Consider the following 26,560-nt stretch of genomic DNA (forward strand, 5'->3'; position numbering starts at 1 on the left):
AACCTGTAGCCGCTGGCGCAGCGGCTACAGACGCTGAATCAACATCGTGGCAAGTGCCACACAGGGAGAAAACATGGCTGTTGATATTTTCATCAAGATCGGTGACATCAAGGGCGAGTCCATGGACAAAGCCCACAAGGACGAAATCGACGTGCTGAACTGGAGCTGGGGCATGTCCCAGTCTGGCAACATGCATGTAGGTGGCGGCGGCGGTGCGGGCAAGGTGAACATCCAGGACCTGTCGCTGACCAAGTACGTCGACAAGGCATCGCCGAACCTGATGATGCATTGCTCCAGCGGCAAGCACATCGACAAGGTGCGCCTGACCGTGCGCAAGGCCGGCGGCGAAAGCCAGGTCGAGTACATGATCATCGACCTGGAAGAAGTGCTGATCACTTCCCTGAGCACCGGCGGCTCGGGCAGCGATGACCGCCTGACCGAAAACATCACCCTGAACTTCGCTCAGGTGATGGTCGAGTACCAGCCGCAGAAAGCCGACGGCACCAAGGACGGCGGCCCGATCAAGTACGGCTGGAACATCCGCTCCAACACCAAGCGCTGATGCGCTGCGGTCGCCGCCCCAAGGCGGCGACCGACCCGGCCCTCGCGTTGTGCCTGGCACAACGCGGGGACGGTTGGCCAAGACCGCGTCCTCGTGAGTCTTTGGTTATGCCCCTTTTCGTGACGTCATGCCTGCGCAATCCGATCCTGGAGCGAACCCTTTGGTAACCGACATCGCCGCCCGCGATCGCTTGCAACCCTCTTTGCTGGATCGTCTGACCGACGATGAACCCGGCAACCTGAAAGAAAGCCCGGACAAACGCGTGCTGTCCCTGAGCCAGCTCAAGGCCTCGGTACTGCGCGACCTGGCATGGCTGCTCAACACCACTTCGCTGCTGGAAGCCGATGCCACCCTGCACACCCCCGCCGGTACTTCGGTGGTCAACTACGGCCTGCCGGCCCTGGCCGGGTACAGCGCGTCGAGCATCGATATTCCGGCCCTGGAAGCGCTGATCCACCAGGCCATCGCCACCTTTGAACCACGGATTCTGCGCAGCACCTTGCGGGTTCGCGCGCGCACCGCCCCCGGCGAGATGAACCACAACGCCCTGAGCTTCGAGATCGAGGGCGACCTGTGGGCCCAGCCCATGCCCCTGCGCCTGCTGCTGCAAACCGACATGGACCTGGAATCCGGTCACGTCCGGGTGGTGCATGCCGATTCCCGGAGGCGCTCATGAACCCGCGCCTCTTGGAACTGTACAACCAGGAACTGCAACACGTGCGCGAAAGCGCTGCGGAGTTCGCCAAGGAATACCCGAAGATCGCCAGCCGCCTGACCCTGTCGGGCATGGACTGCGCCGACCCCTATGTCGAGCGCCTGCTGGAAGGCTTCGCCTATCTGACGGCCCGGGTGCAGTTGAAGCTCGATGCCGAGTACCCGACCTTCACCCACAACCTGCTGGAGATCGCCTACCCGCACTACCTGGCACCGACCCCGTCGATGACCGTGGTGCAGTTGCAGGCCGATCCCGATGAAGGCTCCCTGAGCAGCGGCTTCACCCTGGAACGCGACACCAGCCTGCGCGCCGCCCTGGGTCGCGATACCCAGACCTGCTGCGAGTACCGCACCGCCCACGCGGTGACGCTGTGGCCGCTGCAAGTCAGCCAGGCCGAGTACTTCGGCAACCCGGCAGCGGTACTCGGACGCCTGGCCGCCAGCGAGCCCAAGGCCAAGGCCGGGCTGCGCCTGACCCTGCGCACCGGCGCCGAGCTGCCGTTCAACAGCCTGGCCCTGGACCAGTTACCGCTGTACCTGAACGGCAACGACGAGCTGCCGTTCCGCCTCTACGAACAGTTGCTGGGCAACGCCTGCGCAGTGTTCGCCCGGGCCCCCGGCAGCGACTGGGTCGAGCGCCTGCCCCAGGACGCCCTGCGTTCCCGGGGCTTCGACGACCGCGATGCGGCCCTGCCGGTGGTGCCCCAGGCCTTTCAGGGCTATCGCCTGTTACAGGAATACTTCGCCCTGCCCAACCGCTTCCTGTTCGTCGAGTTCGCCAAACTGGGCCCTGCGGTACAACGCTGCACCGGCCAGGAGCTGGAGCTGATCGTACTCTTCGAGCGCTTCGACCAGAGCCTGGAAGGCAGCGTCGGCAGTGCCCAGTTCGTGCCCTTCTGCACCCCGGCGATCAACCTGTTTCCCAAGCGCCTGGACCGTATCCACCTGTCCGACCGGGTCAACGAGCACCATGTGATCGCCGACCGTACCCGACCCATGGATTTCGAAGTGCACTCGCTGAGCACCCTCAGTGGCCACGGCACCGGGCCGGAGCAGCCGTTCCTGCCGTTCTACGCGGTACGCGACCCGTCACGCTACGGCCGTGACCAGGCTTACTACATCGTCCGCCGCGAGCCACGGGTGCTGTCCAGCGACCAGCGCCGCAACGGCCCGCGCTCGACCTACATCGGCAGCGAGTCCTTCGTCAGCCTGGTGGACAGCCAGCAGGCGCCCTATCGCCATGACCTGCGCCAGCTCGGGGTCAGCGCCCTGTGCACCAACCGCGACCTGCCGCTGTTCATGAACACCGGCAACGGCAAGACCGATTTCACCCTGGCCGACAGTGCCCCGGTGCAGGCCATCCGCTGCCTGGCAGGCCCCAGCCGCCCGCGGCCCAGCCACGCCCATGACGGCAAGGCCTGGCGCCTGATCAGCCAGCTGTCGCTGAATTACCTGTCCCTGAGCGAACAGGGTCAGGGCGCGGCGGCCCTGCGCGAGCTGCTGCGGCTGTATGGCGACAGCAACGACGCGGCCCTGCAACTGCAGATCGAAGGCCTGCGGGAAGTCAGCAGCAAGGCGGTGACCCGGCGCCTGCCGATGCCTGGGCCGATCGTCTTCGGCCGGGGCCTGGAGATCACCCTGCAATTCGACGAAAACGCGTTTCGCGGCACCGGGGTGTTCCTGCTCGGTGCAGTCTTCGAGCGCTTCCTGGCACGTTACGTGTCGATCAACAGTTTTACCGAGACGGTGATCCGTACCACCGAACGCGGCGAGATCATGCGATGGAAAGCCAAGCCCGGACGTCGTCCGACTCTTTGAATACGCTGACGGCGATGCACGCCGAGCCCTGGGAGTACGACTTCTTCCAGGCCCTGCGGCGTATCGAATGCCTGTCGCCGCAACTGCCGCGCTTCGGTCACTCCCTGCGCCTGGCGGACGATCCGCTGCGCCTGGGCCAGCAGGCCGACTGCACTTTCGCCCCCTCGACCCTGGCTTCGGTCACCCCCGGCAGCGAGGGCGCGGCCACCCGCCTGGAGCAGTTCTTCTTCGGCCTCGGCGGCCCCAACGGCCCCCTGCCGCTGCACATCACCGAGTACGTGCGCGAACGCCAGCGCAACAACGCCGACAGCACCAGCAAGCGCTTTCTCGATGTGTTCCACCATCGTCTGCTGAGCCTGTTCTACCGGGCCTGGGCCGAAGCCCGGCCCACGGTGAGCCACGACCGCCCGGACGACGACTACTGGTCCGCGCGCCTGGCGGCCCTGAGTGGCCGGGGCATGCCCAGCCTGCTCAAGCAGGGGTTGATTCCCGACACCGCCAAGCTGCACTACAGCGGCCACCTGGCGGCCCAGACCCGCTACCCGGACGGTCTGCGCGCCATCATCGGCGAATATTTCGGCCTGCCGGTGGCGATCGAAGAGTACGTCGGCCAGTGGCTGGAGCTGCCGGAGCGCAGCCGGGTCGGGGTGCAGTCCCATCAACTGGGGGTGGACTTCTGCCTGGGCAGCCACGTCTGGGATCGCCAGCACAAATTCCGCATTCGCCTGGGTCCGCTGAAACTGGACGACTACCAGGGGATGCTGCCCGACGGCCAGCAGTTCAAGGAACTGGTGGCCTGGGTCGCCGAATACCTGGGCTTCGAGCTGGACTGGGACCTGAACCTGGTCCTGCTCAAGGACGAAGTGCCCAAGCTGCAACTCAACGGCCGCCAGCGCCTGGGTTTCAACACCTGGCTCGGTCAACCCGGCAGTGATGCCAAGGATCTAATACTGGCCCGGCACTACGCCGACCTGGCCACTACCTCACGTACACCAAGGAGCACAGAGCATGGGTGAAATCAGTCGCGCGGCGCTGTTCGGCAAACTCAACAGCGTTGCCTACAAAGCCATCGAAGCCGCCACGGTCTTCTGCAAACTGCGGGGCAATCCCTATGTGGAACTGGCCCACTGGCTGCACCAGTTGCTGCAACTGCAGGACTCGGACCTGCACCGCATCATCCGCCAGTTCAACCTGGAACCGGCGCGCCTGGCCAAGGACCTGACCGAGGCCCTGGACCGCCTGCCCCGGGGCTCGACCTCGATCACCGACCTGTCGTCCCACGTCGAGGAAGCGGTGGAACGCGGTTGGGTCTACGGCAGCCTGATGTTCGGCGAAAGCCAGGTGCGCACCGGCTATCTGGTGATCGGCATCCTCAAGACGCCGAGCCTGCGCCATGCACTGCTGGGGCTGTCCCGGGAGTTCGACAAGATCAAGATCGAGGCCCTGTGCGAGCGCTTTGACGAGTACATCGGCGACTCGCCGGAAAACGCCCTGAACGCCAGCGACGGTTTCAATGCCGGTGCGGTCCCGGGCGAAGCCAGCGGCGCCATGGCCCCCAGCGCCCTGGGCAAGCAGGAAGCCCTGAAGCGCTTCACCGTCGACCTCACCGAGCAGGCCCGCAGCGGCAAGCTCGACCCCATCGTCGGCCGTGACGAAGAGATCCGCCAACTGGTGGACATCCTCATGCGTCGCCGCCAGAACAACCCGATCCTCACCGGCGAAGCCGGGGTCGGCAAGACCGCGGTGGTGGAAGGTTTCGCCCTGCGCATCGTCGCCGGCGACGTGCCGCCGGCGCTCAAGGACGTCGAGCTGCGCAGCCTCGATGTCGGTCTGCTGCAGGCCGGCGCCAGCATGAAGGGCGAGTTCGAACAACGCCTGCGCCAAGTCATCGAAGACGTCCAGGCCTCGCCCAAGCCGATCATTCTGTTCATCGACGAAGCCCACACCCTGGTGGGTGCCGGTGGCGCCGCCGGCACCGGCGATGCGGCCAACCTGCTCAAGCCGGCCCTGGCCCGCGGCACCTTGCGTACCGTGGCCGCCACTACCTGGGCCGAGTACAAGAAGCACATCGAGAAAGACCCGGCCCTGACCCGCCGCTTCCAGGTGGTGCAAGTGGCCGAGCCTTCGGAAGACAAGGCGCTGCTGATGATGCGCGGCGTGGCCTCGACCATGGAACAGCACCATCAGGTGCAGATCCTCGACGAAGCCCTGGAAGCCTCGGTCAAGCTCTCGCACCGCTACATCCCGGCGCGCCAGTTGCCCGATAAATCCGTCAGCCTGCTGGACACTGCCTGCGCCCGTGTAGCCATCAGCCTGCACGCGGTGCCGGCGGAAGTGGATGACAGCCGCCGCCGGATCGAAGCCCTGGAAACCGAGCTGCAGATCATCGCCCGGGAACAGGCGATCGGCGTGGCCATCGGCAACCGCCAGGTCAACAGCGAGAACCTCCTGGCCGCCGAGCGCGAGCGCCTGGCCGAGCTGGAAAGCCGCTGGGCGCAAGAGAAGACCCTGGTGGACGAGCTGCTGGCGACCCGCGCCCAACTGCGGGAAAACGTCGGCCTGGTGGACAGTGACGTCGGCGACGAAAACCACGGCCTGCGGGAAAAACTGCTGGACCTGCAACAGCGTCTGACGACCCTGCAAGGTGAAACCCCTTTGATCCTGCCGACCGTGGATTACCAGGCGGTAGCCTCGGTGGTGGCCGACTGGACCGGGATTCCCGTAGGCCGCATGGCCCGCAACGAGCTGGAAACCGTGCTCAACCTCGACCAGCACCTGAAGAAACGCATCATCGGCCAGGACCACGCCCTGCAGATGATCGCCAAGCGCATCCAGACCTCCCGCGCCGGCCTCGACAACCCGAACAAGCCGATTGGTGTGTTCATGCTGGCGGGCACCTCCGGGGTGGGCAAGACCGAGACCGCCCTGGCCCTGGCCGAAGCCATGTATGGCGGTGAGCAGAACGTCATCACCATCAACATGAGCGAGTTCCAGGAAGCCCACACCGTGTCCACCCTCAAAGGTGCCCCGCCAGGCTACGTCGGCTATGGCGAAGGCGGCGTGCTCACCGAAGCGGTGCGGCGCAAGCCCTACAGCGTGGTGCTGCTGGACGAAGTGGAAAAGGCCCACCCGGACGTGCACGAGATCTTCTTCCAGGTGTTCGACAAGGGCGTCATGGAAGACGGCGAAGGCCGCATGATCGACTTCAAGAACACCCTGATCCTGCTCACCACCAACGCCGGCACCGAGCTGATCGCCAACGTCTGCAAGAACCCGCAGACCATGCCCGAGCCGGAAGAGATCGCCAAGGCCCTGCGTCAGCCATTGCTGGAGATCTTCCCGCCGGCGCTGCTGGGCCGTCTGGTGACCATCCCTTACTACCCGCTGAGCGACGACATGCTCAAAGCGATCACCCGCCTGCAACTGGGACGGATCAAGAAACGCGTGGAAAGCACCCACAAGGTGGATTTCGATTTCGACGACGACGTCATCGACCTGATCGTTTCCCGCTGCACCGAGACCGAGAGTGGCGGCCGCATGATCGACGCCATCCTGACCAACAGCCTGCTGCCGGACATGAGCCGCGAGTTCCTCACCCGCATGCTCGAAGGCCGCGCCCTGGCCGGAGTGCGCATCCGCCAGCGGGACAACGAACTGCACTACGACTTCAGCGAGCCGGCCTGACCCCGCGCCCCTGCTTCCGTAGGAGCTGGCTTGCCAGCGAAGCGCGCGCCACGGTGATGAACCTGGCGCCTTCGCGAACAAGCTCGCTCCTGCGGGGGTGACGCCAGGCACACCACGCATTCAACGAGACTGACGATGCAATTTCAGCAATCCACACGACTGGCTCAGGTCAATTGCCCTCTGGGACCGGACGTCCTGCTGCTCAACAGCATGGGCGGCGGCGAAGAGCTGGGGCGCTTGTTCGACTACCAGATGCAGCTGACCTCCAGCGACGCCAACATCGACCTCAACCAGCTGCTGGGCAAGCCCATGGGCCTCAGCGTGCAGTTGGACGACGGTAGCCAGCGCTATTTCCACGGCATCGTGGCCCGCTGCAGCCAGAACGTCGACAGCGGCCAGTTCGCCAGTTATCAGGTGACCCTGCGCCCCTGGCTGTGGCTGCTGAGCCGCACCTCCGACTGCCGGATTTTCCAGAACCTGAGCATCCCGCAGATCATCAAGCAGGTGTTCCGCGACCTGGGCTTTTCCGATTTCGAAGACGCCCTGAGCCGTCCCTATCGGGAGTGGGAATACTGCGTGCAGTACCGGGAAAACAGCTTCGACTTCGTCAGCCGGCTGATGGAACAGGAAGGCATCTACTATTTCTTCCGTCACGAGAAGGACCGCCACGTACTGGTGCTGGCCGACGCCTACGGTGCCCACAGCAGCGTGCCCGGCTACGCCTCGGTGCCCTACTACCCGCGAGACGAGCAACAGCGCGAACGCGACCATATCTTCGACTGGCACCTGGCCCAGGAAGTCCAGCCCGGGTCCCTCGAACTCAACGACTACGACTTCCAGCGCCCCAGCGCACGGATCGACGTGCGCTCGGCCATGCCGCGTCCCCACAGTGCCGGCGACTACCCGCTCTACGACTACCCCGGCACCTACGTGCAGAGCAGCGACGGCGAGCACTACGCGCAGACCCGTATCGAAGCCCTGCAAAGCCTGCACGAGCGCATCGAACTCAGCGGCAATGCCCGTGGCCTGGGGGTGGGCAACCTGTTCAACCTCACCGGCTTCAGCCGCCAGGACCAGAACCGCGAATACCTGATCGTCGGCATCCACTACTACGTGGTCCAGGAGAGTCTGGAGACCGGCGGCAGCGGCGGCTCGGCACAGTTCGAAAGCCACCTGACCTGCATCGACGCCCAGCAGAGTTTCCGCCCCCTGGCCAAGACCCAGCGGCCTATCGTCCAGGGCCCGCAGACCGCGCGGGTGGTGGGCCCGGCCGGGGAAGAGATCTGGACCGACCAATATGGCCGGGTCAAGGTGCACTTCCATTGGGACCGCCACGACCAGTCCAACGAGAACAGCTCCTGCTGGATCCGCGTGTCCCAGGCCTGGGCCGGCAAGAACTGGGGTTCGATGCAGATCCCGCGGATCGGCCAGGAGGTGATCGTCAGCTTCCTCGAAGGCGACCCCGACCGCCCGATCATCACCGGCCGGGTGTACAACGCCGAGCAGACCGTGCCCTACGACCTGCCGGCCAACGCCACCCAGAGCGGGATGAAGAGCCGTTCGAGCAAGGGCGGCAGCCCGGCCAACTTCAACGAAATCCGCATGGAAGACAAAAAGGGCGCGGAGCAGCTGTACATCCATGCCGAGCGCAACCAGGACATCGTGGTCGAGGTCAACGAAAGCCACTCGGTGGGCAATGACCGCAACAAGAGCATTGGCCACGATGAGTACGTGACCGTTGGCAACAAGCGCACGCGCATCGTCCAGCACGTGGACGAGCTGCGGGTCGGCGAGAAAAAAATCGACAGCGTCGGCCAGAGCTACGTGATCGAGGTCGGCGAGCGTCTGCGCCTGGTGTGCGGGGCCAGCATCCTGGAGCTCAACGCCAGCGGCCAGATCAACCTGTGCGGGGTCAACATCAGTGTCCACGCCAGCAGTGACGCGCAGATCAACACCGGCGGCGTGCTGCACCTGAACAACGGCGGCGGCCCGGACACCACCACCGAGGGCCAGGGAGTCCACGGCGCCATCAGCGCCCTGGTGAAAGCCGCCTTCCCCACGCCCAAGGGCCAGTAAACGGATGCTTGCACCATGACCTATCGCCTCAATGAACTGCAATTCCAAGCGCCCGCCGGCGAGCTGCAGGACGCCTCGATCAACATCCTCAAGTTCCCGCAGCTGGGTACGTCGCTGATTGTCAGCCGCAGCTTGCTGGGCGACGGTGAAACCCTGGAAAGCAACCTGACAAGCCAGCTGCAACGGCTGGAGCAACAGGTCCAGGAACTGCGCTACCAGACCCCGCAACCGGTGCTGCTGGGTCCGGCCCAGGACATTCCGGGCCTGGAGCTGCGCAGCCAGTTCAGCAAGGGCAGCGAGCAGGTGTTCCAGTTCCAGCTGGCCCTGGTGCTGCCCGGCACCCGGCAGATGCTCGCCATGAGCTACGTCAAGGCACAGAAACTCGGGGATGGGGAAGCCGCCCATTGGGCGCAGATCAAGAACACCTTGGTGCTGAGCTGAGGCGGGCCCATGTCTGACGCGCTGTGGGCCGCCCGACTGGGCGACGGGCTGGAACACACTTCGATGATGGCCGACATCCTCGGCGGCGTGCTGGAGGTGGCGGCCAACGTCGCCATCGGCGCCCTGGCAACCATGGCGGTGGCCGCGGCGGCGGGCATCACCGTGGCCACCGGCGGCCTCGGCGCTTGCGTGCTGGGGCTGGTGGTCGGCGTGGTGGTGGGCGTGGTCATGAGCAAGACCGGAGCCGACAAGGGCCTGAGCAATTTATGCGAGGGCTTCGCCAACGCCCTGTTCCCCCCCTCGATCCAGGCCACCATCGCCAGCGGTTCGCAAAAGGTGTTGACCAACAACAAACCGGCGGCCCGCGCGGCGGGCATCGCCCCGCCGTCGCATATCAGCGGCGACGGCGCCGAGGAAGGCGAAGCCACCGACACCCCTTCGGCCACCCCGGATGAAGGCCCGGGCTTCCTCGACATGGCCAAGGAATTCTTCTCGCAGATGTGGCGGCCCACCGTGGCCTCCCCGGCCCCCGGCTCCCAGACCAAGGAACTGGACCTGGTGACCTGCACCAAGCACCCGCCGATGCCCGTGCAGTACCTGGCCGAAGGCTCGGAGAAGGTCAGCATCGACGGCCAGCCGGCGGTGCGCAGCGGCGACCGCAGCACCTGCGACGCCAAGGTGGTGGCGGCCGGGCCGATTTCTCCCGACGTGACCATCGGTGGCGGCTCGGTGGTGGTGCGCGAGATCCGCAGCGGCAAGACCCCGGGGGTAGGCCTGGCGGTGACTGTGCTGATGATGCTCAAGGGCGGCAAGGGCAAGTTCCTCAGCAACCTGCCGTGCATGCTGATGGCCGGAGTCAACTCCTTTGTCGTCAGCCAGGCGACCAATGCCCTGACCCAGGCTATCGCCGGCTCGCCCAATCCGGTGCACGCCGCCACCGGGGCCAAGGTGCTGGGGTACGACGAGGACCTGGATTTCGCCTTGCCCGGGGTGTTGCCCATCGATTGGCAGCGGGTCTACAACAGCCTCGACGAGCGCCGGGACGGGCTGTTTGGCGCCGGCTGGAGCGTGCTCTACGAGAGCTTTGTGGCGCTCGACGCCCACCCCGAGGGTGGTGAACGCCTGATCTACACCGATGAACAGGGGCGGCGCATCGACATGGGGTCGATTCCCCTCGGTGGCGCGGTGTTCAGTGACGGCGAAGGCCTGAGCGTGCGGCGCAATCACGACGGCCGGCTGCTGATCGAGAGCGAGGACGGCCTGTACCGGCTGTTCGAGCCCAGCCCGGAGCGTCCGGCCCATCTGCGCCTGAGCCAGCTGGGGGACCGCAACGACAACCGCATTCACCTGGACTACGACAGCGGCGGGCGCCTCGGCCGCCTGCGCGATACCTTCGATCAGGTCCAGGTCGAACTGATCTACAGCCCGCAATGGCCCGGCCGGGTGGCGCAGATCGAGCGCCTGTACCCCGACCAGCAGCGTGAAGTGCTGGCCAGCTACGCCTATGACAACCAGGGCGACCTGGCCGAAGTGCGCGACGCCAGCCAGCAATTGCAACGCCACTTTGCCTACGACAGTGCCCGGCGCATGGTCGAGCACTGGCTACCCACCGGGTTGCGCTGCTTCTATGAATGGGCCTGGATCGACGAGCGCGAATGGCGGGTGGTTCGTCATTACACCGATGAAGGCGACGAATACCGCTACGACTACGACCTGCAGGAGGGCATCACCCGCATCACCGACAGCCTGCAGCGCCAGAGCCTGCGGCGTTGGAACAGCCAACGGCAGATCACCGAATACACCGACAACCTGGGGCAGACCTGGCAGTTCCAATGGAACGAAGAGCGCCAACTGCTCGGGGCCATCGACCCTCTGGGCGGCCAGTACCAGTTCCATTACGACGACACCGGCAACCTGTGCCGCAGCGTCGACCCCCTGGGACGCTGCGAGTCGACCCTGTGGCTGGAACACTGGTCGCTGCCACTGACGCAAATCGACGCCGCCGGCAATAGCTGGACCTACCAGTACGACGCCCGGGGCAACTGCATCCGCGAAACCGATCCGCTGGGCCACAGCACCCGCTACCGCTATGACGCCCGCGGCCTGGTGCGGGAAGTCATCGACGCCAGCGGCAAGCGCCAGACCCTGGAATGGAACGACCAGGGGCAGTTGGTGCAGCAGGTCGACTGCTCGGGCTACCCCACCCGTTTCAGCTATGACCGCCAGGGCTACCTGCAGACCATTACCAACGCCCTGGGCGAGCGTCAGACCTTTCACTACAACGCCCAGGGGCGCTTGCTGCAGAGCCACTTGCCCGATGGCCGCAGCGAACACTACCAGCGCGACGCCAGCGGCCTGCTGACCGGCTACATCGACCCGGCGGGCCACAGCACCGGCTATCAATACGATCGCCGGGGCCAGGTGCGCCTGCGCACCGATCCCCATGGCCGGCAAGTGCAGTTCGGCTACGACGCCTTTGGCCGTCTGCAGACGCTGACCAATGAAAACGGCGAAAGCTACCGTTTCACCTGGGACGTGGGCGATCGCCTGGTGCAGCAGCAGGACCTCGACGGCAGCGCCCGGCGCTTTGCCTACGACGGTCTGGACCAGGTCACCCGCCTGGAGTACGTCCCCGCGCCCGCGGCCCCGGGAGCGCCGGCCGTAGCGCCCATCGTCCACCAGTTGCAGCGCGACGCCGTGGGCCGCCTGATCGGTAAGACCACCGACGACGGGCACACCCGGTACGACTACGACCCGCTGGATCAACTGACGGCGGTGCACTTTACCGACCACGCCGGCCAGCAGCAGGACCTGAGCTTCACCTACGATGCCCTCGGCCAGTTGCTCTCGGAGCAGACCCCCGACGCCAGCCTGCAGTACGAGTACGACGAGCTGGGCAATCCGACCCGCACCCGCCTGCCGGATGGCCGCTGGCTCAACCGCCTGTATTACGGCAGTGGCCACCTGCACCAGATCAACCTCGACGGCCAGCTCATCAGCGACTTCGAGCGCGACCGGCTGCACCGCGAAGTGCTGCGCACCCAGGGCCAGATCAGCTGCCACAGCGAATACGACCGCGGTGGCCGCCTGCGTGCCCGTCTGCGGTGCTCGACAGCGATGCCGGGCAACCCGACGCTGGAGCGGCAGAAGCACTTCGAATTCGATCCCGGCGATAACCTGATCGGGCGCATGACCCGACAGCCTCAGGGGCAGGACCAGCAACTGCTGCACTACGACGCCAGCGGTCGCATCATCGCCAGCCAGGGGCGCCTGGCGGGGCACAACGAAACCTTCAGCTACGATGCCGCAGCCAACCTGCTGGACGGGGCCCAGGTGGCAGGCGGGCAGGTCCGGCACAACCAGCTGCTGAGCCTCCAGGACAAACGCTACCGCTACGATGGCTTCGGCCGGCTGATCGAGAAACGCAGCGCTAGCCGCGGCGTACAGCATTTCAGCTATGACGCCGAGCATCGCCTGATCGAGGTGCGCAACCTGAGCGCCGCGGGTGACACCCTGGTGCGCATGCGCTACGACCCGTTCGGCCGGCGGATCGCCAAGAGCCTCTGCGACAGCCAGGGCCAGCCCCTGGATGAGACCCGCTTCACCTGGGATGGCATGCAACTGCTGCAGGAGCACAACCGCCACCAGGACAGCCTGTACCTCTATGCCCCGGACAGCGATGAGCCCCTGGCGCGGGTCGATGGCCTGGGGGCCCGGCAGAAGGTGCGCTACTACCACAACGACTTGAGCGGGCTGCCGGAGCAATTGACCGAGGCCGACGGCCACTGCGTCTGGCAGGCGCGCTATCGGGTCTGGGGCAACACCCTGGAAGAGGTGCGTGAACCCTATTACATCGAAGAGCAGAACCTGCGGTTCCAGGGCCAGTACCTGGATCGGGAAACCGGCCTGCACTACAACACCTTCCGCTTCTATGACCCGGATGTGGGACGCTTCACCACGCCGGACCCGATCAGCCTGGCCGGGGGCCTGAACCTCTACCTCTACGCCCCCAATCCGTTTGGCTGGATCGACCCCCTGGGCTGGAGCTGTGCCTCGTCGATCAACCGCCGGATCAAGAGCCTGAAGAAACAGGGCTATCAGGACCACCACATCCTCAGCGACAAGCACCCGGCGACCAAGAATCATCCGTTGCTCAAGCTGGCCGGCTACGATCTGCAAAGCCGAAGGAATAAAATCTTCCTGCCCAACAAGAAGACCGCGATGAAGGACCCGCGCCGTTCGATCCACGAAGGCCGCCACGCCGGCCGGGTCAGCGACAACCTGGCGGCGAAGATGACCCAGGTGGAGCAGGTCGGCAAACGCAATAACTGGAACCAGGCCCAATACCGCAAGGCCCTGGACAAAATTGTCTCCGATGAGCGCCAGTTGCTGCGCTCAGGCCAGCGGCAACTGAACAAGAATGCTCGGCCGGGAGCCTATTACGATTAGGAACAGATGATGATCTTGAGCTGGAAACCCCCGATCCAATACAACCCGAAGCTGATCGGTTCCTACGACGTCGAGAGCGGTGCCTATGAAACCCCGGGCTCCAGTTTCGACTACCTGGCCCTGCTCGCCGGGCAGCCGTATCCAAAGGCGATGGACACGCCGCCGGTGTTCTTCCCGTGCAAGGCGAAGAAGCTGCTGGAGCACGATTGCCTGTGGCTGCTGGGGGGCATTCCCCTGGTCTCGGCGCGCCTGGCGGACTTTCTCCGCCAGCAGGCGCCGGCCGACGTCGAGCTGATCCAGCCCTTGCGCCTGGTGGCCGACCACCAGGACGTCAGCCAGCCGTACTACATCGTCAACGCCATCCAGGCCGTCAAGGCCATCGACCACGCGCGTTCCGAAGCGGAGCGCGACGATGACGGCACCCTGCTCTACTTCAACAAGACCTGGTTTCTTGAGAGCGCCCCGGGCATGGGCCAGATCGCCCGGGAGCCGGAATCCGGGGATCTGTTGATCACCGCGACGCTGGCCGATCGCTTGATCGACGCCGGCTTCAAGGGTGACAAGGGGCTGGGGCTGTACAGCGCCGAACGGCGTTTCGTGCCTTATCGCAACAATGCCTGAGGCCTGAAAGAGCCCGGGTCAGATCGCCGAGCCGCGATTGCTGCCCGGCTTGATGATCAGCAACCAATCCAGCTCGCGCCGCCTGGCGCGGGTGACGAACGCCAGCGCGGCTTGCAGGTCCTGTTCGAACCGCTCAAAGGTCGCGCGATCGATGGCGTAGTACTCCTCGTAGTCCACCACGCCGAGGCTGACCGGAAAGGAGACGTAGTACTGTGCGGTGGACTCCTCGATGCCCATCGAGAACATTTCCTCGCGGTTGACCAACAGATCCTTGAACAGCATGGCGCGCCTCAGGGCAGATCGACCTTCAAGCCACGCCCGGTCTGCACCGCCACGTAGTGCGCGTCTTTCAGCGCTCGGGCCAGCTCAGGGTCGGTTTCGTCGAACTCCTTCACGGCAATGGCGCCAATGCTGATCTGGTGCAGCGCGGAGCGGTCCAGGCTGCGGTCCAGCAGAACCGCGCGAACGTACTGCAGCTGTTTTTGCAGGACGTCGAAGACCTCGTAACCCGGCAGGACCAGGGCTCGCTTGGCCACCAGCGCCAGTGCGCGATCAATGTAGTCGATTGGTTTCATGGTCCACCAGGAGAGAGCGCGCCGAAGGCGCCTTTGTCATTGGAGAACAACTGCTGCGCCCCGCCCTTGGCGGGATAGGACTGCCCCTTGACCGACCAGAAGTCGTTGGTCGGCGCAGCCGTGCTGCGCAGGACTTGCACCTTGCGGGTTGTTCCATAGGAATTGAGAACCTTGGGTTCAATGGTGTTGGCGGCGCGGTTGGTGCCCATGGGGTTGATCCCCAGCTCGGTCGGCTGCACTCGCGGGCTGAGAGTATACCAGTTGCCTTGGGGCGCCCCGGGGGACTGGTATTGCCACAGGTTCTTGCCGGGGGCCAAGGTCTCGACGCGCACCGGATGATTGAAATCCAGGCCGTTCATGTAGGACTGTGCGTCGACCTTGGAATAGCCCTGGGACTCGAAGAAGTTCGCCGCCACTTCACGGTTGCCACGGTAATTGATGTCGCCATGCAGGTCACCGGAGCGGCCGAACTTCTGATTCAGGTAGGCACGCCGCGAGGTCAACTCGGGTACCGCGGTCGCCGGTTTGCGCGCCGCCAGTTTCGGCCCCAAGCCCAGCAGGGCCATGCCGGCCACCCCTTGCAGCAGATCGCGATAGCCCGGCCCCAGGCGGTCGCCCAGGTCCCCCAGCAGGGCCATGCCGCCATACACCGCGGCGCCCACTGCCAGGGCGCCGGCCAATGCCGCCACTCCCGCCATGGCCGCCACCACCAGCCCGGCGCCGAGCGCCGCCAGCCCCAGTGCTTCCAGCCCGGTGTGCATCCAGCCTTCGATATCCAGGACGAACGCCACCTGCACCGTGGGCCCGCCGATGAAGGTGTTTTCACTGCCGGTCTTGATATGGGCGCCGCAGACCATCTTGCTTTGCAGGCGCGCCGCCGGCTTGCCGTTGATGGTGACCTTGGCGCTGCCCTCGGCGATCAGTACCGGGAACGGCCAGATCGGGTGGTTCAGCGGCAAGCCGCTGCACGAGGACGAGTGATCCTGGCCCGCGCGCATGGCGTTGCGCAGGTTGATGCGGACATTGAAGCTGCCCTCCACCAGCACCCCCGTGCTGGGTTCAGGCAGGTTGAAAATGGTGCTCAAGCCCTTGGCGATCTGGAACATCGACAAGCCGCCCGCCGCGACCGAGCCCGCGATGATGGCGATCGCCACCCCACCGGTGGCCACCGTCGCCGCCACTACTGCGGCGCCAATCAGGGCACCGACAACGGCCCCTGCGACCATCGCCGCCACGCCAAAACCGTGGGCGATCTCATCCCCCAGGCGCGCTGCTGCCAACATATCCATGGTTCGTTACTCGGCCTGGAGGATCAGACCACCGCTGGCTGGGGCTTGAGGCTTTGCATGGCCTGTTTCCAGGCGGGTTCGTGGTGCACCAGATCATTGACCGTGGTGGTCAGGGTGGTGATCAGCACCGCCGGCTTACGCTCGATGAACACCTGGCGCAGCATCAGCTCGCGACCTTCGCGTTTCCAGCTGTAGTCCAGCAGGACCGAGGCGTGGCCGTGCATGTCGAAGTCCCAGCGCTTGATCAGGGTGAAGCCCGGCAGTTGCTGCTCGGCGCCGCTCAGTTGCCGGGCCACGTAATCGGCGAATGAAGCGTCGCCCTGGCTCGGGTCGCGGCTGATGACGAAGCTGGCTTCCTGGGCGCCGCCCACTGCCGGCAGCTTGAAGATATTGATGCTCTGGTCCTGCCAGGCATCGGGGATGTCGAGGTCGGCTTCTTGAATGCGGTAAGAGGACAAGAGGTTCGCGTTCCATGCTGAGGGGGTCGGACAGCGGCGGATTTTCAAGCAATGAACGGCAACAATCAAGGAACCCGTCGGCAACTTTGAACAAACCAATCCTGCCCGGCAAAAGCACCTGGATCAGGCTCAGCGTGCTTCCAGACAGGCGGCGTAAGCCTGGGCAAAACGTCGGTCGAACTTGAGGGCCTGAGGCTCTTCGGGATCGATGCTGACATTCCACAGCGCTTGTTGCGGCACGTCATAGCGAACCCAGCCGATGATCCCGCTGCCGGAGGTTTCGTAGAACAACTGCAGGCTCAGTTCATCGCCATCATCGCGGTCGATCAGCAGCTTGAGCCGCTGCGGGGTGGTGAAGTCGCGGTAGGGAAAGTCACTGCTCCTGACCATTTCGGTGAGGTAGCCGTAGCAGCCTTGACCCGGGTTGGCCTCATCGGCCAGGGCCGGCAGGGTGAAGACAGTGATCAGCAGGCTCAGGCCCGCCCGGATCAAGTACCGCATGATTGCCCCTTGAGGGTCAGGGTTTCGACCTGATCGTTCATCTCGATCTGCGCCAGCACCTGGCGGTCGTGGGATTCCTGGTACTCGCTGAAGTTGTTGCGCTTGAGGATGTTCAGGGTGACGCGGATATGGGCGCCGGCATTCTGGTACTCGCTGCGCTCGGGGCCCTGAGCGGCGCCGGTGAGTTCCACCAGTTGCCCGCCAGTCTTGAGGTAGAGAAAGCGCTCATCCACTTCCACCAGCAAGCGCGGCGCCTTGGGTGCCACGCTGTAGTCCTCGCGGGCCAGGGAGTAGCCGCAGAGCCAGGAGCCGGTGCTGTCGTATTTCTGACTGTGGAACCAGCTGAGGGCCTCGCGATAGCCGATCTGGCCCAGTCGCGAATCGCTGCCGGCCGAGGCCGATGACAGGCCAAGGGAGAGGATGCAGCCCAGTAGCATGGCGGCAACATCGGGGCGCCCCAGGTAGCGCAACGTGGCCACCCATGCCGGGCGGTTGTCAGTGGTGCGGGTCATCCTTGGCCTTAGATCACGAATCGGACAATCGCGCATCCTAGCCACGCCACTGCGGCTTCGCAAGCTGATCGGCGAGCAATCTGCGGGCAATCTGCGGGCAAAAAAAATAGGCACCCGATGCGTTCGGCGTGCCTATTTTCCCCTGCGAGCTCCCGCTGCCGGGAGCTCGCTCAATGCTTATGGGTTGACGCTGTCTTTCAGCGACTTGCCCGGTTTGAATGCCACGGTGTTGCTGGCCTTGATCTTCACCGGCTCGCCGGTTTGCGGGTTCTTGCCGGTGCGGGCGCCACGGTGACGTTGCAGGAAAGTACCAAAACCGACCAGGGTGACGCTGTCTTTGCGGTGCAGAGCCCCGGTGATTTCTTCAAGAATGGCGTTGAGCACGCGATTGGCCTGCTCTTTGGTCAGGTCCGCTTTTTCAGCAATGGCTGCGGCGAGTTCTGGTTTACGCATAGTGTGAAGCCTCTTTGACGGTTTTTTGTTGTTATGTCCGTGCTGTTCACGGGAACAGCGCCCAAGGCGCCGCAGGCTCTACGCTGCGGCAGACGGGTGTGAGGATGGCACGCGCTTGAGAGTGGCGCCAGTCTTGCCACGACCTTTGTGAGGGCAAAAACCCGGTTATTCCGACAGAACGACCGGTATTTAAGCCAGCAGGGCCGGGAGTTCCTTGTTCAGGGCCAGTTTTTCCATCACCGCCGCCCCGGTCAGGGCGTAACCCAGCAACTGGCCGCTGGCGTCACGGCACAGCACCTTGATGTCGGCGCCCTGCCCTTCGGCGGTCCAGACACCTTCGGCACCCCGTGGCGGTGGCGACACCACCAGGGGGCAGACCGGCGTCTTCACCGTGATCGGCATCGGCCCATAGCTGACCGCGGTGGGCTTGCCGGCCAGGGTTTGCGCCAGGGCCCGGGCGCAGCTCATCAACGGCATCACGTACAGCAGGTTGAGGCCATCGACCTCGGCGCAATCGCCCAGGGCGTAGATATTGGCGTGGGAGGTTTTCAGTTCACGGTCCACCACCACGCCGCGATTGACCACCAGCCCGGCGGCGGCGGCCAGGTCGATACGCGGACGCAGGCCAATGGCCGAGACCACCAGATCGCAAGCGATCACCTGGCCATCGGACAGATGGGCTTCCAGGCCGTCGGCGCTGCGTTGCAGGCGGTTGAGCACCGGCCCCAGGTGGAAACGCGCGCCCAGGCTTTCCAGTCCGGCCTGGACCGCCGCCGCAGCAGCCGGGTGCAGCAGGGTCGGCATCACCTGTTCGCACGGGGCCACCAGGTCCACGCTGTAGCCGCCGAGGATCAGGTCGTTGGCAAACTCGCAGCCAATCAGCCCGGCCCCCAGCAACAGCACCCGACGCTTGCCTGCCGCGGCGCTACGAAAGCGTGCGTAGTCTTCCAGGTCGTTGATGGGGAAAATCAGTTCGGATGCATCGCCCTGCACCGGCACCCGCACGGTTTCCGCGCCCCAGGCCAGGATCAGGTCGCGATAGGCCACCGCCTCTTCACCGATCCACAGGCGCTTGTGGCCAGGATCGATACCGCTGATACGGGTGTGGGTGCGAACCTCGGCCTTGAGCTGCTCGGCCATGGCGCCAGGCTCGGCCATGCTCAGGCCGTCGGCGTCCTTGTTCTTGCCAAAGCCGGTGGACAGCATCGGCTTGGAGTAGGAACGGCCGTCATCGGCAGTGATCAGCAACAACGGCGTTTGGCCATCGAGCTTGCGAAATTCCCGGGCCAGGTTATAACCCGCCAGACCTGTTCCCACGATCACCACCGGTGCGCTCATTCCCTGCTCCTTGTTATTGGTCGTTCAATCCACAGAATTCGATCAAGCGATCTCGATCATTTCGAAATCCATCTTGCCCACGCCGCAGTCTGGGCAGAGCCAGTCTTCGGGCACATCTTCCCAACGGGTACCCGGCAAAATACCGTCGTCCGGCCAGCCTTCCGCTTCGTTATAAATCAGGCCGCAGACCACACATTGCCACTTTTTCATTGATGCATTTCCTCGGGAGTTCAGGCTCGGTCGATGGATCGACTCTAAAGGCCACGCTGATCAGCGTCCGGCACTGGGGTTTTTTACTGATCACTACCGGCAGATGCAAGCACGTTCGTGCTGCCAGGCGTCCTGGATCAATCAAAACCGGCGGTTGCCATGCTAAGCTCGCCGCCTCATTTGCTGCCAATACTGACCCACTGTGCCGCACTCAATGCCCCCCGCACCGACCCCGACCTGGGTGGTGCAAAGCCGTCTGTCCCCCTTCCCCGGCGCAGCCGTTGCCAACTGGCTGTTCGATGAAGGGTCGCTGACCCGACGCCTGACCCGACTCTCCCACAACGGCTTCAGCGTCACGCCGCTGGTGGAAGAATGGCAAACCCTGCGCAACGACGAATGCGCCGCCCTGGACCTGCCCGAACACAGCCAGGGCTGGGTTCGCGAGGTGTACCTGCGGGGCCACGGCGAAGCCTGGGTGTTCGCCCGCAGTGTGGCCGCCCGCAGCGCCTTGCAGGAGGGCGGGTTGAACATCGACGAACTGGGCAGCCGCTCCCTCGGAGAACTGCTGTTCTGCGACGAAGCCTTTACCCGTCGGCCTATCGAAGTCTGCCGCTATCCTCAGGCCTGGCTGCCCACTGCGGTGGCCACCGAGGGGCTCTGGGGCCGCCGTTCGCGCTTCGATCGCGGGCCCCTGAGCCTGCTGGTCGCCGAGGTCTTCCTGCCCAGTCTGTGGCGCGCCATCGAAGCCCGACCGGAGGCCTGCTGATGTACCTGAGCCTGCTCAAATCCCTCAACCGCCTGCATCCACGGGCCTGGGACTTCCTGCAACTGACCCGCATGGACAAGCCTATCGGCATCTACCTGCTGCTGTGGCCGACCCTGGTTGCCCTGTGGATCGCCGCCGAGGGCACGCCGTCCCTCAGCCATGTGCTGATTTTCACCTTCGGCGTGGTCCTGACCCGGGCCGGCGGCTGCGCCATCAACGACTTCGCCGACCGCAAGGTCGACGGTCAGGTCAAGCGCACCGACCAGCGGCCCCTGGCCACCGGCAAGGTCAGCGCCAAGGAAGCCCTGGCACTGTTCGCGATCCTCATGGGCGCAGCCTTCCTGCTGGTGCTGTGCACCAACGCCACCACGGTCTGGCTGTCGTTCGGCGCCCTGGCCCTGGCGGCCTGCTACCCCTTCATGAAGCGCTACACCTATTACCCGCAAGTGGTACTGGGAGCGGCCTATTCCTGGGGCATTCTGATGACCTTCACCGCGCAGAACGGCGAACTGCCGGCCAGCGCGTGGCTGCTGTACATCGCCAATCTGCTGTGGACCGTGGGCTACGACACCTACTACGCCATGACCGACCGCGACGATGACCTGAAGATCGGGGTCAAGTCCACGGCGATCCTGTTCGGCGATGCCGACCGGGTGATCATTCTCACCCTGCAGGGCTTGTCATTGGGCTGCCTGCTGCTGGCTGGCGCGCGCTTCCATCTGGGGGGCTGGTTCCACCTGGGGCTGGTGGTGGCGGCGGCGTGTTTTGCCTGGGAGTTCTGGTACACCCGGGATCGCGACCGGATGAAATGCTTCAAGGCCTTCCTGCACAACCACTGGGCGGGCATGGCGATCTTTATCGGCGTGGTCCTGGATTACGCGTTGCGCTGAAATCCCTATCTATAAAGCCGTAGCCGCTACCCATGTAGCGGCTACGCGCTGCTGGCTAATCGGACTTGGCGACCTTCCAGGCGCCGTCCATCTTGCCTTCACCGGTCATGTCGCCGGGCTTCTTGTCCATCACAAAGCTGTACAACGGCTTGCCGTCATAGGCCCACTGCGCCTTGCCGTCATCACGCTTGACCACCGTCCACTTGCCCATGTCCTTGTCGCTGCCCTCGGCCATCAGAGGCGGCCAGTTGGCGGCGCATTTGTCGTTGCACATGGATTTTCCACCTGCATCCTTGGCAAAGGTGTAGAGGGTCATGCCCTGGAGATTGACCAGCACGCCATCCTTGCTCGTCGCCGGGTCGGCGGCCATGGCGAATGTCGGCAGGGCCAGGACAGCGCCTACCAACAGGACTTTCAACGATTGCTTGAACAGAGTCATGGAAACCTTCTTTTGTGGTTGTCAGGAATCGGACCCAAAGCTTAGTCGACGAAGCTGCACCACGCCCCGCGACCTGAAATACTGTCACACGACTGCAATAATTCCGTTATCTAATGCGGCGCAAGACAGTTAAATGACAAGAGGTTCAAGCATGGTTGGCAGAAGCATTCTGATCGTTGACGACGAAGCGCCTATTCGCGAAATGATCGCCGTTGCGTTGGAAATGGCCGGCTATGACTGCATGGAGGCAGAGAACTCTCAGCAGGCCCATGCCATCATCGTCGACCGCAAGCCGGACCTGATCCTGCTGGACTGGATGCTCCCCGGCACCTCCGGCATCGAGCTGGCCCGACGCCTCAAGCGCGACGAGCTGACCGGGGACATCCCGATCATCATGCTCACCGCCAAGGGTGAAGAGGACAACAAGATCCAGGGCCTGGAAGTCGGCGCCGACGACTACATCACCAAGCCGTTTTCGCCCCGTGAGCTGGTCGCCCGCCTCAAGGCCGTGCTGCGCCGCGCCGGCCCTACCGACGGCGAAGCACCGATCGAAGTCGGCGGCCTGCTGCTGGACCCCATCAGCCACCGAGTGACCATCGACGGCAAGCCGGCGGAAATGGGCCCCACCGAATACCGCCTGCTGCAGTTCTTCATGACCCACCAGGAGCGTGCCTACACCCGCGGCCAGCTGCTGGATCAGGTCTGGGGCGGCAATGTGTACGTCGAGGAACGCACCGTGGACGTGCACATCCGCCGGTTGCGCAAAGCCCTGGGTGACGCCTACGAGAATCTGGTACAAACCGTGCGCGGCACCGGCTATCGTTTTTCCACCAAGGCCTGATGCCGAAGGCAAGCGACAAGCGGCCAGCTGACAGGCGACCGCTTCAACACTTGCAGCTCGGAGCTGCTTCACCCCCACGGACGTGTTTCAAGTGAATCAAAACTGGCATGGCACCCTGATTCGCCACCTGCTGCTGTTGATCACCGGCTGCCTGCTGGTGGGCCTGATCAGTGGTTACTACGGCTGGAGCCTGGCCGCCGGCTTAGGGCTCTACCTGGCCTGGACCCTCAAGCAGCTGCTGCGTCTGCACGAATGGCTGCGCCTGCATCAACCCGACGAAGCACCGCCCGATGGCTACGGCCTGTGGGGCGAGGTGTTCGACAGCATCTATCACCTGCAACGCCGCGACCAACGGGTGCGCGGCCGCCTGCAAGCGGTGATCGACCGGGTCCAGGAGTCCACCGCGGCCCTGAAAGACGCGGTGATCATGCTCGACAGCGACGGCAACCTGGAATGGTGGAACCGCGCCGCCGAGACCCTGCTGGGCCTCAAGACGCCCCAGGACAGCGGCCAGCCGGTGACCAACCTGGTGCGCCATCCGCGCTTCAAGGAATACTTCGAGCAAGACAGCTACGCCGAACCGCTGGAGATCCCCTCCCCGGCCAACGACCGGGTACGCATCCAGCTGTACATCACCCGCTACGGCAACAATGAGCACCTGATGCTGGTGCGCGACGTAACCCGCATCCACCAGCTGGAACAGATGCGCAAGGACTTCATCGCCAACGTGTCCCACGAGCTGCGCACCCCGCTGACCGTGATCTGCGGCTACCTGGAGACCCTGCTGGACAACGTCGAGGAAGTGAATCCGCGCTGGAGCCGTGCCCTGCAGCAGATGCAGCAGCAAGGCGGACGCATGCAGACCCTGCTCAACGACCTGCTCTTGCTGGCCAAGCTGGAAGCCACCGACTACCCCTCGGACAATCAGCCGGTGCCCATCGATGGGCTGCTGCAGTCGATCAAGAGCGATGCCCAGGCCCTGTCCGGGGAGCGCAACCAGCGCATCACCCTGGAAGCCGACGCCTCGATACAGCTCAAGGGCAGCGAGGCGGAACTGCGCAGCGCCTTCTCCAACCTGGTGTTCAATGCGGTGAAATACACCCCGGCCGAAGGCAATATCCGCATCCGCTGGTGGGGCGACGAACAGGGCGCGCACCTGAGCGTGCAAGACTCCGGGATCGGCATCGACAACAAGCACCTGCCGCGCCTCACCGAACGCTTCTACCGCGTGGATTCGAGCCGCAACTCCAATACCGGCGGCACTGGCCTGGGCCTGGCCATCGTCAAGCACGTGCTGCTGCGCCACCGCGCACGCCTGGAAATCAGCAGCGTACTGGGCCACGGCAGTACCTTTACCTGTCATTTCGCCCCGGCCCAGGTTAAAAAAACCGCAGCAGGCAGCCTTACCGAACAGCGCTGACCGTGGCTTGCCCCTAGGCAATCGCCCTGTCAGCCGCTACATTGCGTAGCTTGTGCCTGCCTTTCAGGCACCGCCTTTCCTTCTTTTTCGAATACACGGAACCCGCAAAACTCCATCATGGACCCTTCCCCTGGTTTTACCCTCGCGTCTCTGTTCGCCGACTTCGGCATGATTCTTTTTGCTCTGATCCTGGTCCTGCTCAACGGTTTTTTCGTTGCCGCAGAGTTCGCCATGGTCAAACTGCGCTCGACCCGAGTCGAAGCCATCGCCCATAAGAACGGCTGGCGCGGGCAGATCCTGCGCACCGTGCACAGCCAGCTGGACGCCTACCTCTCGGCCTGCCAGCTGGGCATCACCCTGGCCTCCCTGGGCCTGGGCTGGGTCGGCGAGCCGGCGTTCGCCCACCTGCTGGAGCCGCTGTTGGGCGCCGTAGGCGTGAACTCCCCGGAAGTGATCCGCGGCGTGTCGTTCTTCACCGCGTTCTTCATCATTTCCTACCTGCACATCGTGGTTGGCGAGCTGGCACCCAAATCCTGGGCGATCCGCAAGCCCGAGCTGCTGTCGCTGTGGACCGCCGTGCCGCTGTACCTGTTCTACTGGCTGATGTACCCGGCCATCTACCTGCTCAACGCCAGCGCCAACACCATCCTGCGCATCGCCGGCCAGGGTGAGCCCGGCCCGCACCACGAGCACCACTACAGCCGTGAAGAGCTCAAGCTGATCCTGCACTCCAGCCGCGGCCAGGACCCTAGCGACCAGGGCATGCGCGTACTGGCCTCGGCCGTGGAAATGGGCGAACTGGAAGTGGTGGACTGGGCCAACTCCCGGGAAGATCTGGTCAGCGTCGAATTCAATGCGCCGCTCAAGGAAATCCTCGCCCTGTTCCGCCGTCACAAGTTCAGCCGCTACCCGGTCTACGACAGCGAGCGCAACGAATTCGTCGGTCTGCTGCACATCAAGGACCTGCTGCTGGAACTGGCGGCCCTGGACCATATCCCCGAGTCGTTCAACCTGGCCGAGCTGACCCGCCCGCTGGAGCGCGTGTCGCGGCACATGCCGCTGTCGCAGCTGCTGGAGCAGTTCCGCAAGGGCGGTTCGCACTTCGCCCTGGTGGAAGAAGCCGATGGCAAGGTCATTGGCTACTTGACCATGGAAGACGTGCTGGAAGTGCTGGTGGGCGACATCCAGGACGAACACCGCAAGACCGAGCGCGGCATCCTCGCCTATCAGCCAGGCAAGCTACTGGTGCGTGGTGACACGCCGCTGTTCAAGGTCGAGCGCCTGCTGGGCATCGACCTGGACCATATCGAAGCCGAAACCCTCGCCGGCCTGGTGTACGAAACCCTGAAACGGGTGCCGGAAGAGGAAGAAGTGCTGGAAGTCGAAGGCCTGCGCATCATCATCAAGAAGATGAAGGGACCGAAGATCATCCTGGCCAAGGTGCTGATGCTCGACTGAGCGGACCGATAGGGCCTGGCCCGTGTCCGTCCGGCCTTGAGGCACTACCGGGCAATCGGGAAGCCGGGTTCTGGGGTAGGGCCGCTTCGCGGCCCAGCGGGAGCAAGCGCCCTCGCCACGACAAGCACCCTCGGCCCTGGCCTCCTTTAGGGGTTGCCCAGGGCAAAGTTCGGCAGATCCCCCAGGGGCTGGTTGAACTGATAGGGAATCGACACCAGCCCCAGCCCGGTATTGCGCTGCACCACGAAATGCAGGTGTGGCCCGCTGCTGTTGCCGGTATTGCCCGACAACCCCAACGGGCTGCCCACCGCCACCCGCTGCCCTTCCCGCACACTCACCGAACCTTGCTTGAGGTGCAGGTACACGCCCATGGTGCCGTCGTCGTGCAGCACCCGGACAAAGTTGCCCGCTGGGTTGTTGCCCCGGCCGTTCTGGGCATTCTCGGTCTTCACCACCACCCCGCCCCTGGCGGCGATGATCGGTGTGCCCACGGGCATGGCGATGTCCATGGCATAACGGCTCCTGGGACCGAAATGGCTGTATTGACCATTGGCCCCCTGAGTCAGGCGAAACGGCCCGCCACGCCAGGGCAGCGGGTAACGATAGGCCTGGGCGGCCCCTGCCGGGTCCCCCAGGGAATAACGGAACCTGGGGACATAGCTCAGGGGCTGGTCGGCGCGAGTCGCCGTGAGCAGCGCCAGGCGCTGCCTGCTGCGGGCCGGCAGCACCTGGCGGATCGGCCGCCCGGGCGCTCCGCTGACGTTGTGCAAGCCGGCAAAGCCCAACTCGATCTCCACCGGCGCGTAGAGGTCGTTGCGCACATACACCGCGTCCCCGCCCTTGTGCTTCTGGATATCCAGGCGCACCTGGCGCTCCAGGTGTTCTTCCATGCGGTCGCGAAACACGAACGCCTGGGCTCCCGGCGAAGGCCGGTCGCTGTAGGACACCACGCCATCGGCATCGATGGACTTGTAGACCGTCATCGCTGCCAGCGACGTGGCAAGCATGGACAGTCCGCACAACAACAGCAGGCGCACAAACATTG

25 protein-coding genes are annotated in these 26,560 nt (G+C 64.5%); 14 read left to right on the forward strand and 11 right to left on the reverse strand.

Features of this window, described 5'->3' with window-relative positions; translation table 11 throughout:
* Positions 1–73 precede the first annotated feature (73 nt).
* From P7C00_RS31640 to P7C00_RS31680, 9 genes are all read left to right on the forward strand, one after another.
* Positions 74–562 carry a type VI secretion system tube protein Hcp gene (locus P7C00_RS31640; protein ID WP_011064257.1) on the forward strand — a complete coding sequence of 163 codons (489 nt, stop codon included), beginning with the start codon at positions 74–76 and terminating at the stop codon, positions 560–562.
* A gap of 160 nt (positions 563–722) precedes the next feature.
* The gene (gene tssE, locus P7C00_RS31645) at positions 723–1,238 is read left to right on the forward strand and encodes a type VI secretion system baseplate subunit TssE (RefSeq protein ID WP_011064258.1); all 516 of its coding nucleotides are present in this window, start codon (positions 723–725) and stop codon (positions 1,236–1,238) included.
* Positions 1,235–3,094: a type VI secretion system baseplate subunit TssF gene (tssF, locus tag P7C00_RS31650; RefSeq protein WP_346634795.1), complete on the forward strand. Its 1,860-nt coding sequence runs from the start codon at positions 1,235–1,237 to the stop codon at positions 3,092–3,094. Before tssE ends, tssF begins: the two co-directional genes overlap by 4 nt.
* A complete protein-coding gene (tssG, locus tag P7C00_RS31655) occupies positions 3,058–4,110 on the forward strand; it encodes a type VI secretion system baseplate subunit TssG (protein ID WP_404937913.1) in 1,053 nt (350 codons plus the stop codon). The genes tssF and tssG overlap by 37 nt, the downstream gene beginning before the upstream one ends.
* Positions 4,103–6,778: a type VI secretion system ATPase TssH gene (tssH, locus tag P7C00_RS31660; RefSeq protein ID WP_404937914.1), complete on the forward strand. Its 2,676-nt coding sequence runs from the start codon at positions 4,103–4,105 to the stop codon at positions 6,776–6,778. Before tssG ends, tssH begins: the two co-directional genes overlap by 8 nt.
* Positions 6,779–6,913: 135 nt before the next feature.
* Positions 6,914–8,854: a type VI secretion system tip protein VgrG gene (locus P7C00_RS31665; protein WP_346634793.1), complete on the forward strand. Its 1,941-nt coding sequence runs from the start codon at positions 6,914–6,916 to the stop codon at positions 8,852–8,854.
* 15 nt (positions 8,855–8,869) lie between these two features.
* Entirely contained in the window at positions 8,870–9,295 is a 426-nt protein-coding gene (locus P7C00_RS31670; protein ID WP_123728024.1) for a DcrB-related protein, read from the forward strand.
* Between the two features lie 9 nt (positions 9,296–9,304).
* Positions 9,305–13,744, forward strand: coding sequence for an RHS repeat-associated core domain-containing protein (locus P7C00_RS31675; protein ID WP_404937915.1), 4,440 nt, complete (start codon positions 9,305–9,307; stop codon positions 13,742–13,744).
* Positions 13,745–13,759: 15 nt separating this feature from the next.
* A complete protein-coding gene (locus tag P7C00_RS31680) occupies positions 13,760–14,365 on the forward strand; it encodes an imm11 family protein (RefSeq protein WP_148059794.1) in 606 nt (201 codons plus the stop codon).
* An 18-nt stretch (positions 14,366–14,383) separates the two neighbouring features.
* Here P7C00_RS31680 and P7C00_RS31685 read toward each other — a convergent pair whose 3' ends face one another.
* The 9 genes from P7C00_RS31685 to P7C00_RS31725 all read right to left on the reverse strand — a co-directional run bounded on the left by P7C00_RS31685 (position 14,384) and on the right by P7C00_RS31725 (position 19,701).
* Positions 14,384–14,647: a hypothetical protein gene (locus tag P7C00_RS31685; RefSeq protein ID WP_404937916.1), complete on the reverse strand. Its 264-nt coding sequence runs from the start codon at positions 14,645–14,647 to the stop codon at positions 14,384–14,386.
* Positions 14,648–14,655: 8 nt separating this feature from the next.
* Positions 14,656–14,940: an immunity protein Tsi6 family protein gene (locus P7C00_RS31690; RefSeq protein WP_123728028.1), complete on the reverse strand. Its 285-nt coding sequence runs from the start codon at positions 14,938–14,940 to the stop codon at positions 14,656–14,658.
* A complete protein-coding gene (locus P7C00_RS31695) occupies positions 14,937–16,229 on the reverse strand; it encodes a polymorphic toxin type 46 domain-containing protein (RefSeq protein WP_123728029.1) in 1,293 nt (430 codons plus the stop codon). The genes P7C00_RS31690 and P7C00_RS31695 overlap by 4 nt, the downstream gene beginning before the upstream one ends.
* Before the next feature lie 23 nt (positions 16,230–16,252).
* Positions 16,253–16,687: a DcrB-related protein gene (locus tag P7C00_RS31700; protein ID WP_123728030.1), complete on the reverse strand. Its 435-nt coding sequence runs from the start codon at positions 16,685–16,687 to the stop codon at positions 16,253–16,255.
* A gap of 129 nt (positions 16,688–16,816) precedes the next feature.
* Positions 16,817–17,188, reverse strand: coding sequence for a hypothetical protein (locus P7C00_RS31705; protein WP_404937917.1), 372 nt, complete (start codon positions 17,186–17,188; stop codon positions 16,817–16,819).
* Positions 17,176–17,700 (reverse strand): hypothetical protein, encoded by a 525-nt coding sequence (locus tag P7C00_RS31710; protein ID WP_346634789.1) that lies wholly within the window; start codon positions 17,698–17,700, stop codon positions 17,176–17,178. Before P7C00_RS31710 ends, P7C00_RS31705 begins: the two co-directional genes overlap by 13 nt.
* A 177-nt stretch (positions 17,701–17,877) precedes the next feature.
* Complete coding sequence (locus P7C00_RS31715) at positions 17,878–18,153, reverse strand: HU family DNA-binding protein (protein ID WP_011064269.1); 276 nt, start codon at positions 18,151–18,153, stop codon at positions 17,878–17,880.
* A gap of 189 nt (positions 18,154–18,342) precedes the next feature.
* Entirely contained in the window at positions 18,343–19,491 is a 1,149-nt protein-coding gene (locus tag P7C00_RS31720; RefSeq protein WP_346634788.1) for an FAD-dependent oxidoreductase, read from the reverse strand.
* A 42-nt stretch (positions 19,492–19,533) separates the two neighbouring features.
* Positions 19,534–19,701, reverse strand: a complete 168-nt coding sequence (locus tag P7C00_RS31725; RefSeq protein ID WP_025130776.1) for a rubredoxin — start codon at positions 19,699–19,701, stop codon at positions 19,534–19,536.
* A gap of 202 nt (positions 19,702–19,903) precedes the next feature.
* Here P7C00_RS31725 and P7C00_RS31730 point away from each other — a divergent pair, with 202 nt between their 5' ends.
* Both P7C00_RS31730 and ubiA read left to right on the forward strand, forming a co-directional pair.
* Entirely contained in the window at positions 19,904–20,467 is a 564-nt protein-coding gene (locus tag P7C00_RS31730) for a chorismate lyase (RefSeq protein WP_346634787.1), read from the forward strand.
* Positions 20,467–21,357: a 4-hydroxybenzoate octaprenyltransferase gene (gene ubiA / locus P7C00_RS31735; protein WP_404937918.1), complete on the forward strand. Its 891-nt coding sequence runs from the start codon at positions 20,467–20,469 to the stop codon at positions 21,355–21,357. Before P7C00_RS31730 ends, ubiA begins: the two co-directional genes overlap by 1 nt.
* Before the next feature lie 55 nt (positions 21,358–21,412).
* Here the strand turns inward: ubiA and P7C00_RS31740 are convergent, their stop codons facing one another.
* On the reverse strand, positions 21,413–21,796 hold the full coding sequence (locus P7C00_RS31740; RefSeq protein ID WP_123728036.1) for a hypothetical protein: 384 nt from the start codon (positions 21,794–21,796) through the stop codon (positions 21,413–21,415).
* A 151-nt stretch (positions 21,797–21,947) separates the two neighbouring features.
* Between P7C00_RS31740 and phoB the strand changes: the two genes are divergently transcribed.
* The 3 genes from phoB (at position 21,948) to P7C00_RS31755 (ending at position 25,515) form a co-directional block, all read left to right on the forward strand.
* Positions 21,948–22,637: a phosphate regulon transcriptional regulator PhoB gene (gene phoB / locus P7C00_RS31745; RefSeq protein ID WP_003177195.1), complete on the forward strand. Its 690-nt coding sequence runs from the start codon at positions 21,948–21,950 to the stop codon at positions 22,635–22,637.
* A gap of 91 nt (positions 22,638–22,728) precedes the next feature.
* Complete coding sequence (gene phoR / locus P7C00_RS31750; protein ID WP_346634785.1) at positions 22,729–24,057, forward strand: phosphate regulon sensor histidine kinase PhoR; 1,329 nt, start codon at positions 22,729–22,731, stop codon at positions 24,055–24,057.
* A gap of 117 nt (positions 24,058–24,174) precedes the next feature.
* Positions 24,175–25,515: a hemolysin family protein gene (locus P7C00_RS31755; RefSeq protein WP_102862311.1), complete on the forward strand. Its 1,341-nt coding sequence runs from the start codon at positions 24,175–24,177 to the stop codon at positions 25,513–25,515.
* Positions 25,516–25,661: 146 nt separating this feature from the next.
* Here P7C00_RS31755 and P7C00_RS31760 read toward each other — a convergent pair whose 3' ends face one another.
* On the reverse strand, positions 25,662–26,558 hold the full coding sequence (locus tag P7C00_RS31760) for a peptidoglycan DD-metalloendopeptidase family protein (protein ID WP_346634784.1): 897 nt from the start codon (positions 26,556–26,558) through the stop codon (positions 25,662–25,664).
* Positions 26,559–26,560: the final 2 nt, after the last annotated feature.

This window comes from Pseudomonas sp. JDS08PS003 (genome assembly GCF_045013505.1).
GTDB lineage: Bacteria > Pseudomonadota > Gammaproteobacteria > Pseudomonadales > Pseudomonadaceae > Aquipseudomonas > Aquipseudomonas protegens_B.

What these genes read in the sequence shown, in the direction of transcription:
- P7C00_RS31760 (WP_346634784.1), bottom strand. Translation starts at nt 26,558, where the DNA reads ATGTTTGTGCGCCTGCTGTTGTTGTGCGGACTGTCCATGCTTGCCACG.
- tssH (WP_404937914.1), top strand. Translation starts at nt 4,103, where the DNA reads ATGGGTGAAATCAGTCGCGCGGCGCTGTTCGGCAAACTCAACAGCGTT.
- P7C00_RS31755 (WP_102862311.1), top strand. Translation starts at nt 24,175, where the DNA reads ATGGACCCTTCCCCTGGTTTTACCCTCGCGTCTCTGTTCGCCGACTTC.
- P7C00_RS31740 (WP_123728036.1), bottom strand. Translation starts at nt 21,796, where the DNA reads ATGACTCTGTTCAAGCAATCGTTGAAAGTCCTGTTGGTAGGCGCTGTC.
- P7C00_RS31715 (WP_011064269.1), bottom strand. Translation starts at nt 18,153, where the DNA reads ATGCGTAAACCAGAACTCGCCGCAGCCATTGCTGAAAAAGCGGACCTG.
- P7C00_RS31675 (WP_404937915.1), top strand. Translation starts at nt 9,305, where the DNA reads ATGTCTGACGCGCTGTGGGCCGCCCGACTGGGCGACGGGCTGGAACAC.
- P7C00_RS31690 (WP_123728028.1), bottom strand. Translation starts at nt 14,940, where the DNA reads ATGAAACCAATCGACTACATTGATCGCGCACTGGCGCTGGTGGCCAAG.
- P7C00_RS31640 (WP_011064257.1), top strand. Translation starts at nt 74, where the DNA reads ATGGCTGTTGATATTTTCATCAAGATCGGTGACATCAAGGGCGAGTCC.
- P7C00_RS31665 (WP_346634793.1), top strand. Translation starts at nt 6,914, where the DNA reads ATGCAATTTCAGCAATCCACACGACTGGCTCAGGTCAATTGCCCTCTG.
- ubiA (WP_404937918.1), top strand. Translation starts at nt 20,467, where the DNA reads ATGTACCTGAGCCTGCTCAAATCCCTCAACCGCCTGCATCCACGGGCC.
- P7C00_RS31705 (WP_404937917.1), bottom strand. Translation starts at nt 17,188, where the DNA reads ATGCGGTACTTGATCCGGGCGGGCCTGAGCCTGCTGATCACTGTCTTC.
- tssF (WP_346634795.1), top strand. Translation starts at nt 1,235, where the DNA reads ATGAACCCGCGCCTCTTGGAACTGTACAACCAGGAACTGCAACACGTG.
- P7C00_RS31670 (WP_123728024.1), top strand. Translation starts at nt 8,870, where the DNA reads ATGACCTATCGCCTCAATGAACTGCAATTCCAAGCGCCCGCCGGCGAG.
- P7C00_RS31695 (WP_123728029.1), bottom strand. Translation starts at nt 16,229, where the DNA reads ATGGATATGTTGGCAGCAGCGCGCCTGGGGGATGAGATCGCCCACGGT.
- P7C00_RS31720 (WP_346634788.1), bottom strand. Translation starts at nt 19,491, where the DNA reads ATGAGCGCACCGGTGGTGATCGTGGGAACAGGTCTGGCGGGTTATAAC.
- P7C00_RS31725 (WP_025130776.1), bottom strand. Translation starts at nt 19,701, where the DNA reads ATGAAAAAGTGGCAATGTGTGGTCTGCGGCCTGATTTATAACGAAGCG.
- phoB (WP_003177195.1), top strand. Translation starts at nt 21,948, where the DNA reads ATGGTTGGCAGAAGCATTCTGATCGTTGACGACGAAGCGCCTATTCGC.
- tssG (WP_404937913.1), top strand. Translation starts at nt 3,058, where the DNA reads ATGGAAAGCCAAGCCCGGACGTCGTCCGACTCTTTGAATACGCTGACG.
- P7C00_RS31710 (WP_346634789.1), bottom strand. Translation starts at nt 17,700, where the DNA reads ATGACCCGCACCACTGACAACCGCCCGGCATGGGTGGCCACGTTGCGC.
- P7C00_RS31685 (WP_404937916.1), bottom strand. Translation starts at nt 14,647, where the DNA reads ATGCTGTTCAAGGATCTGTTGGTCAACCGCGAGGAAATGTTCTCGATG.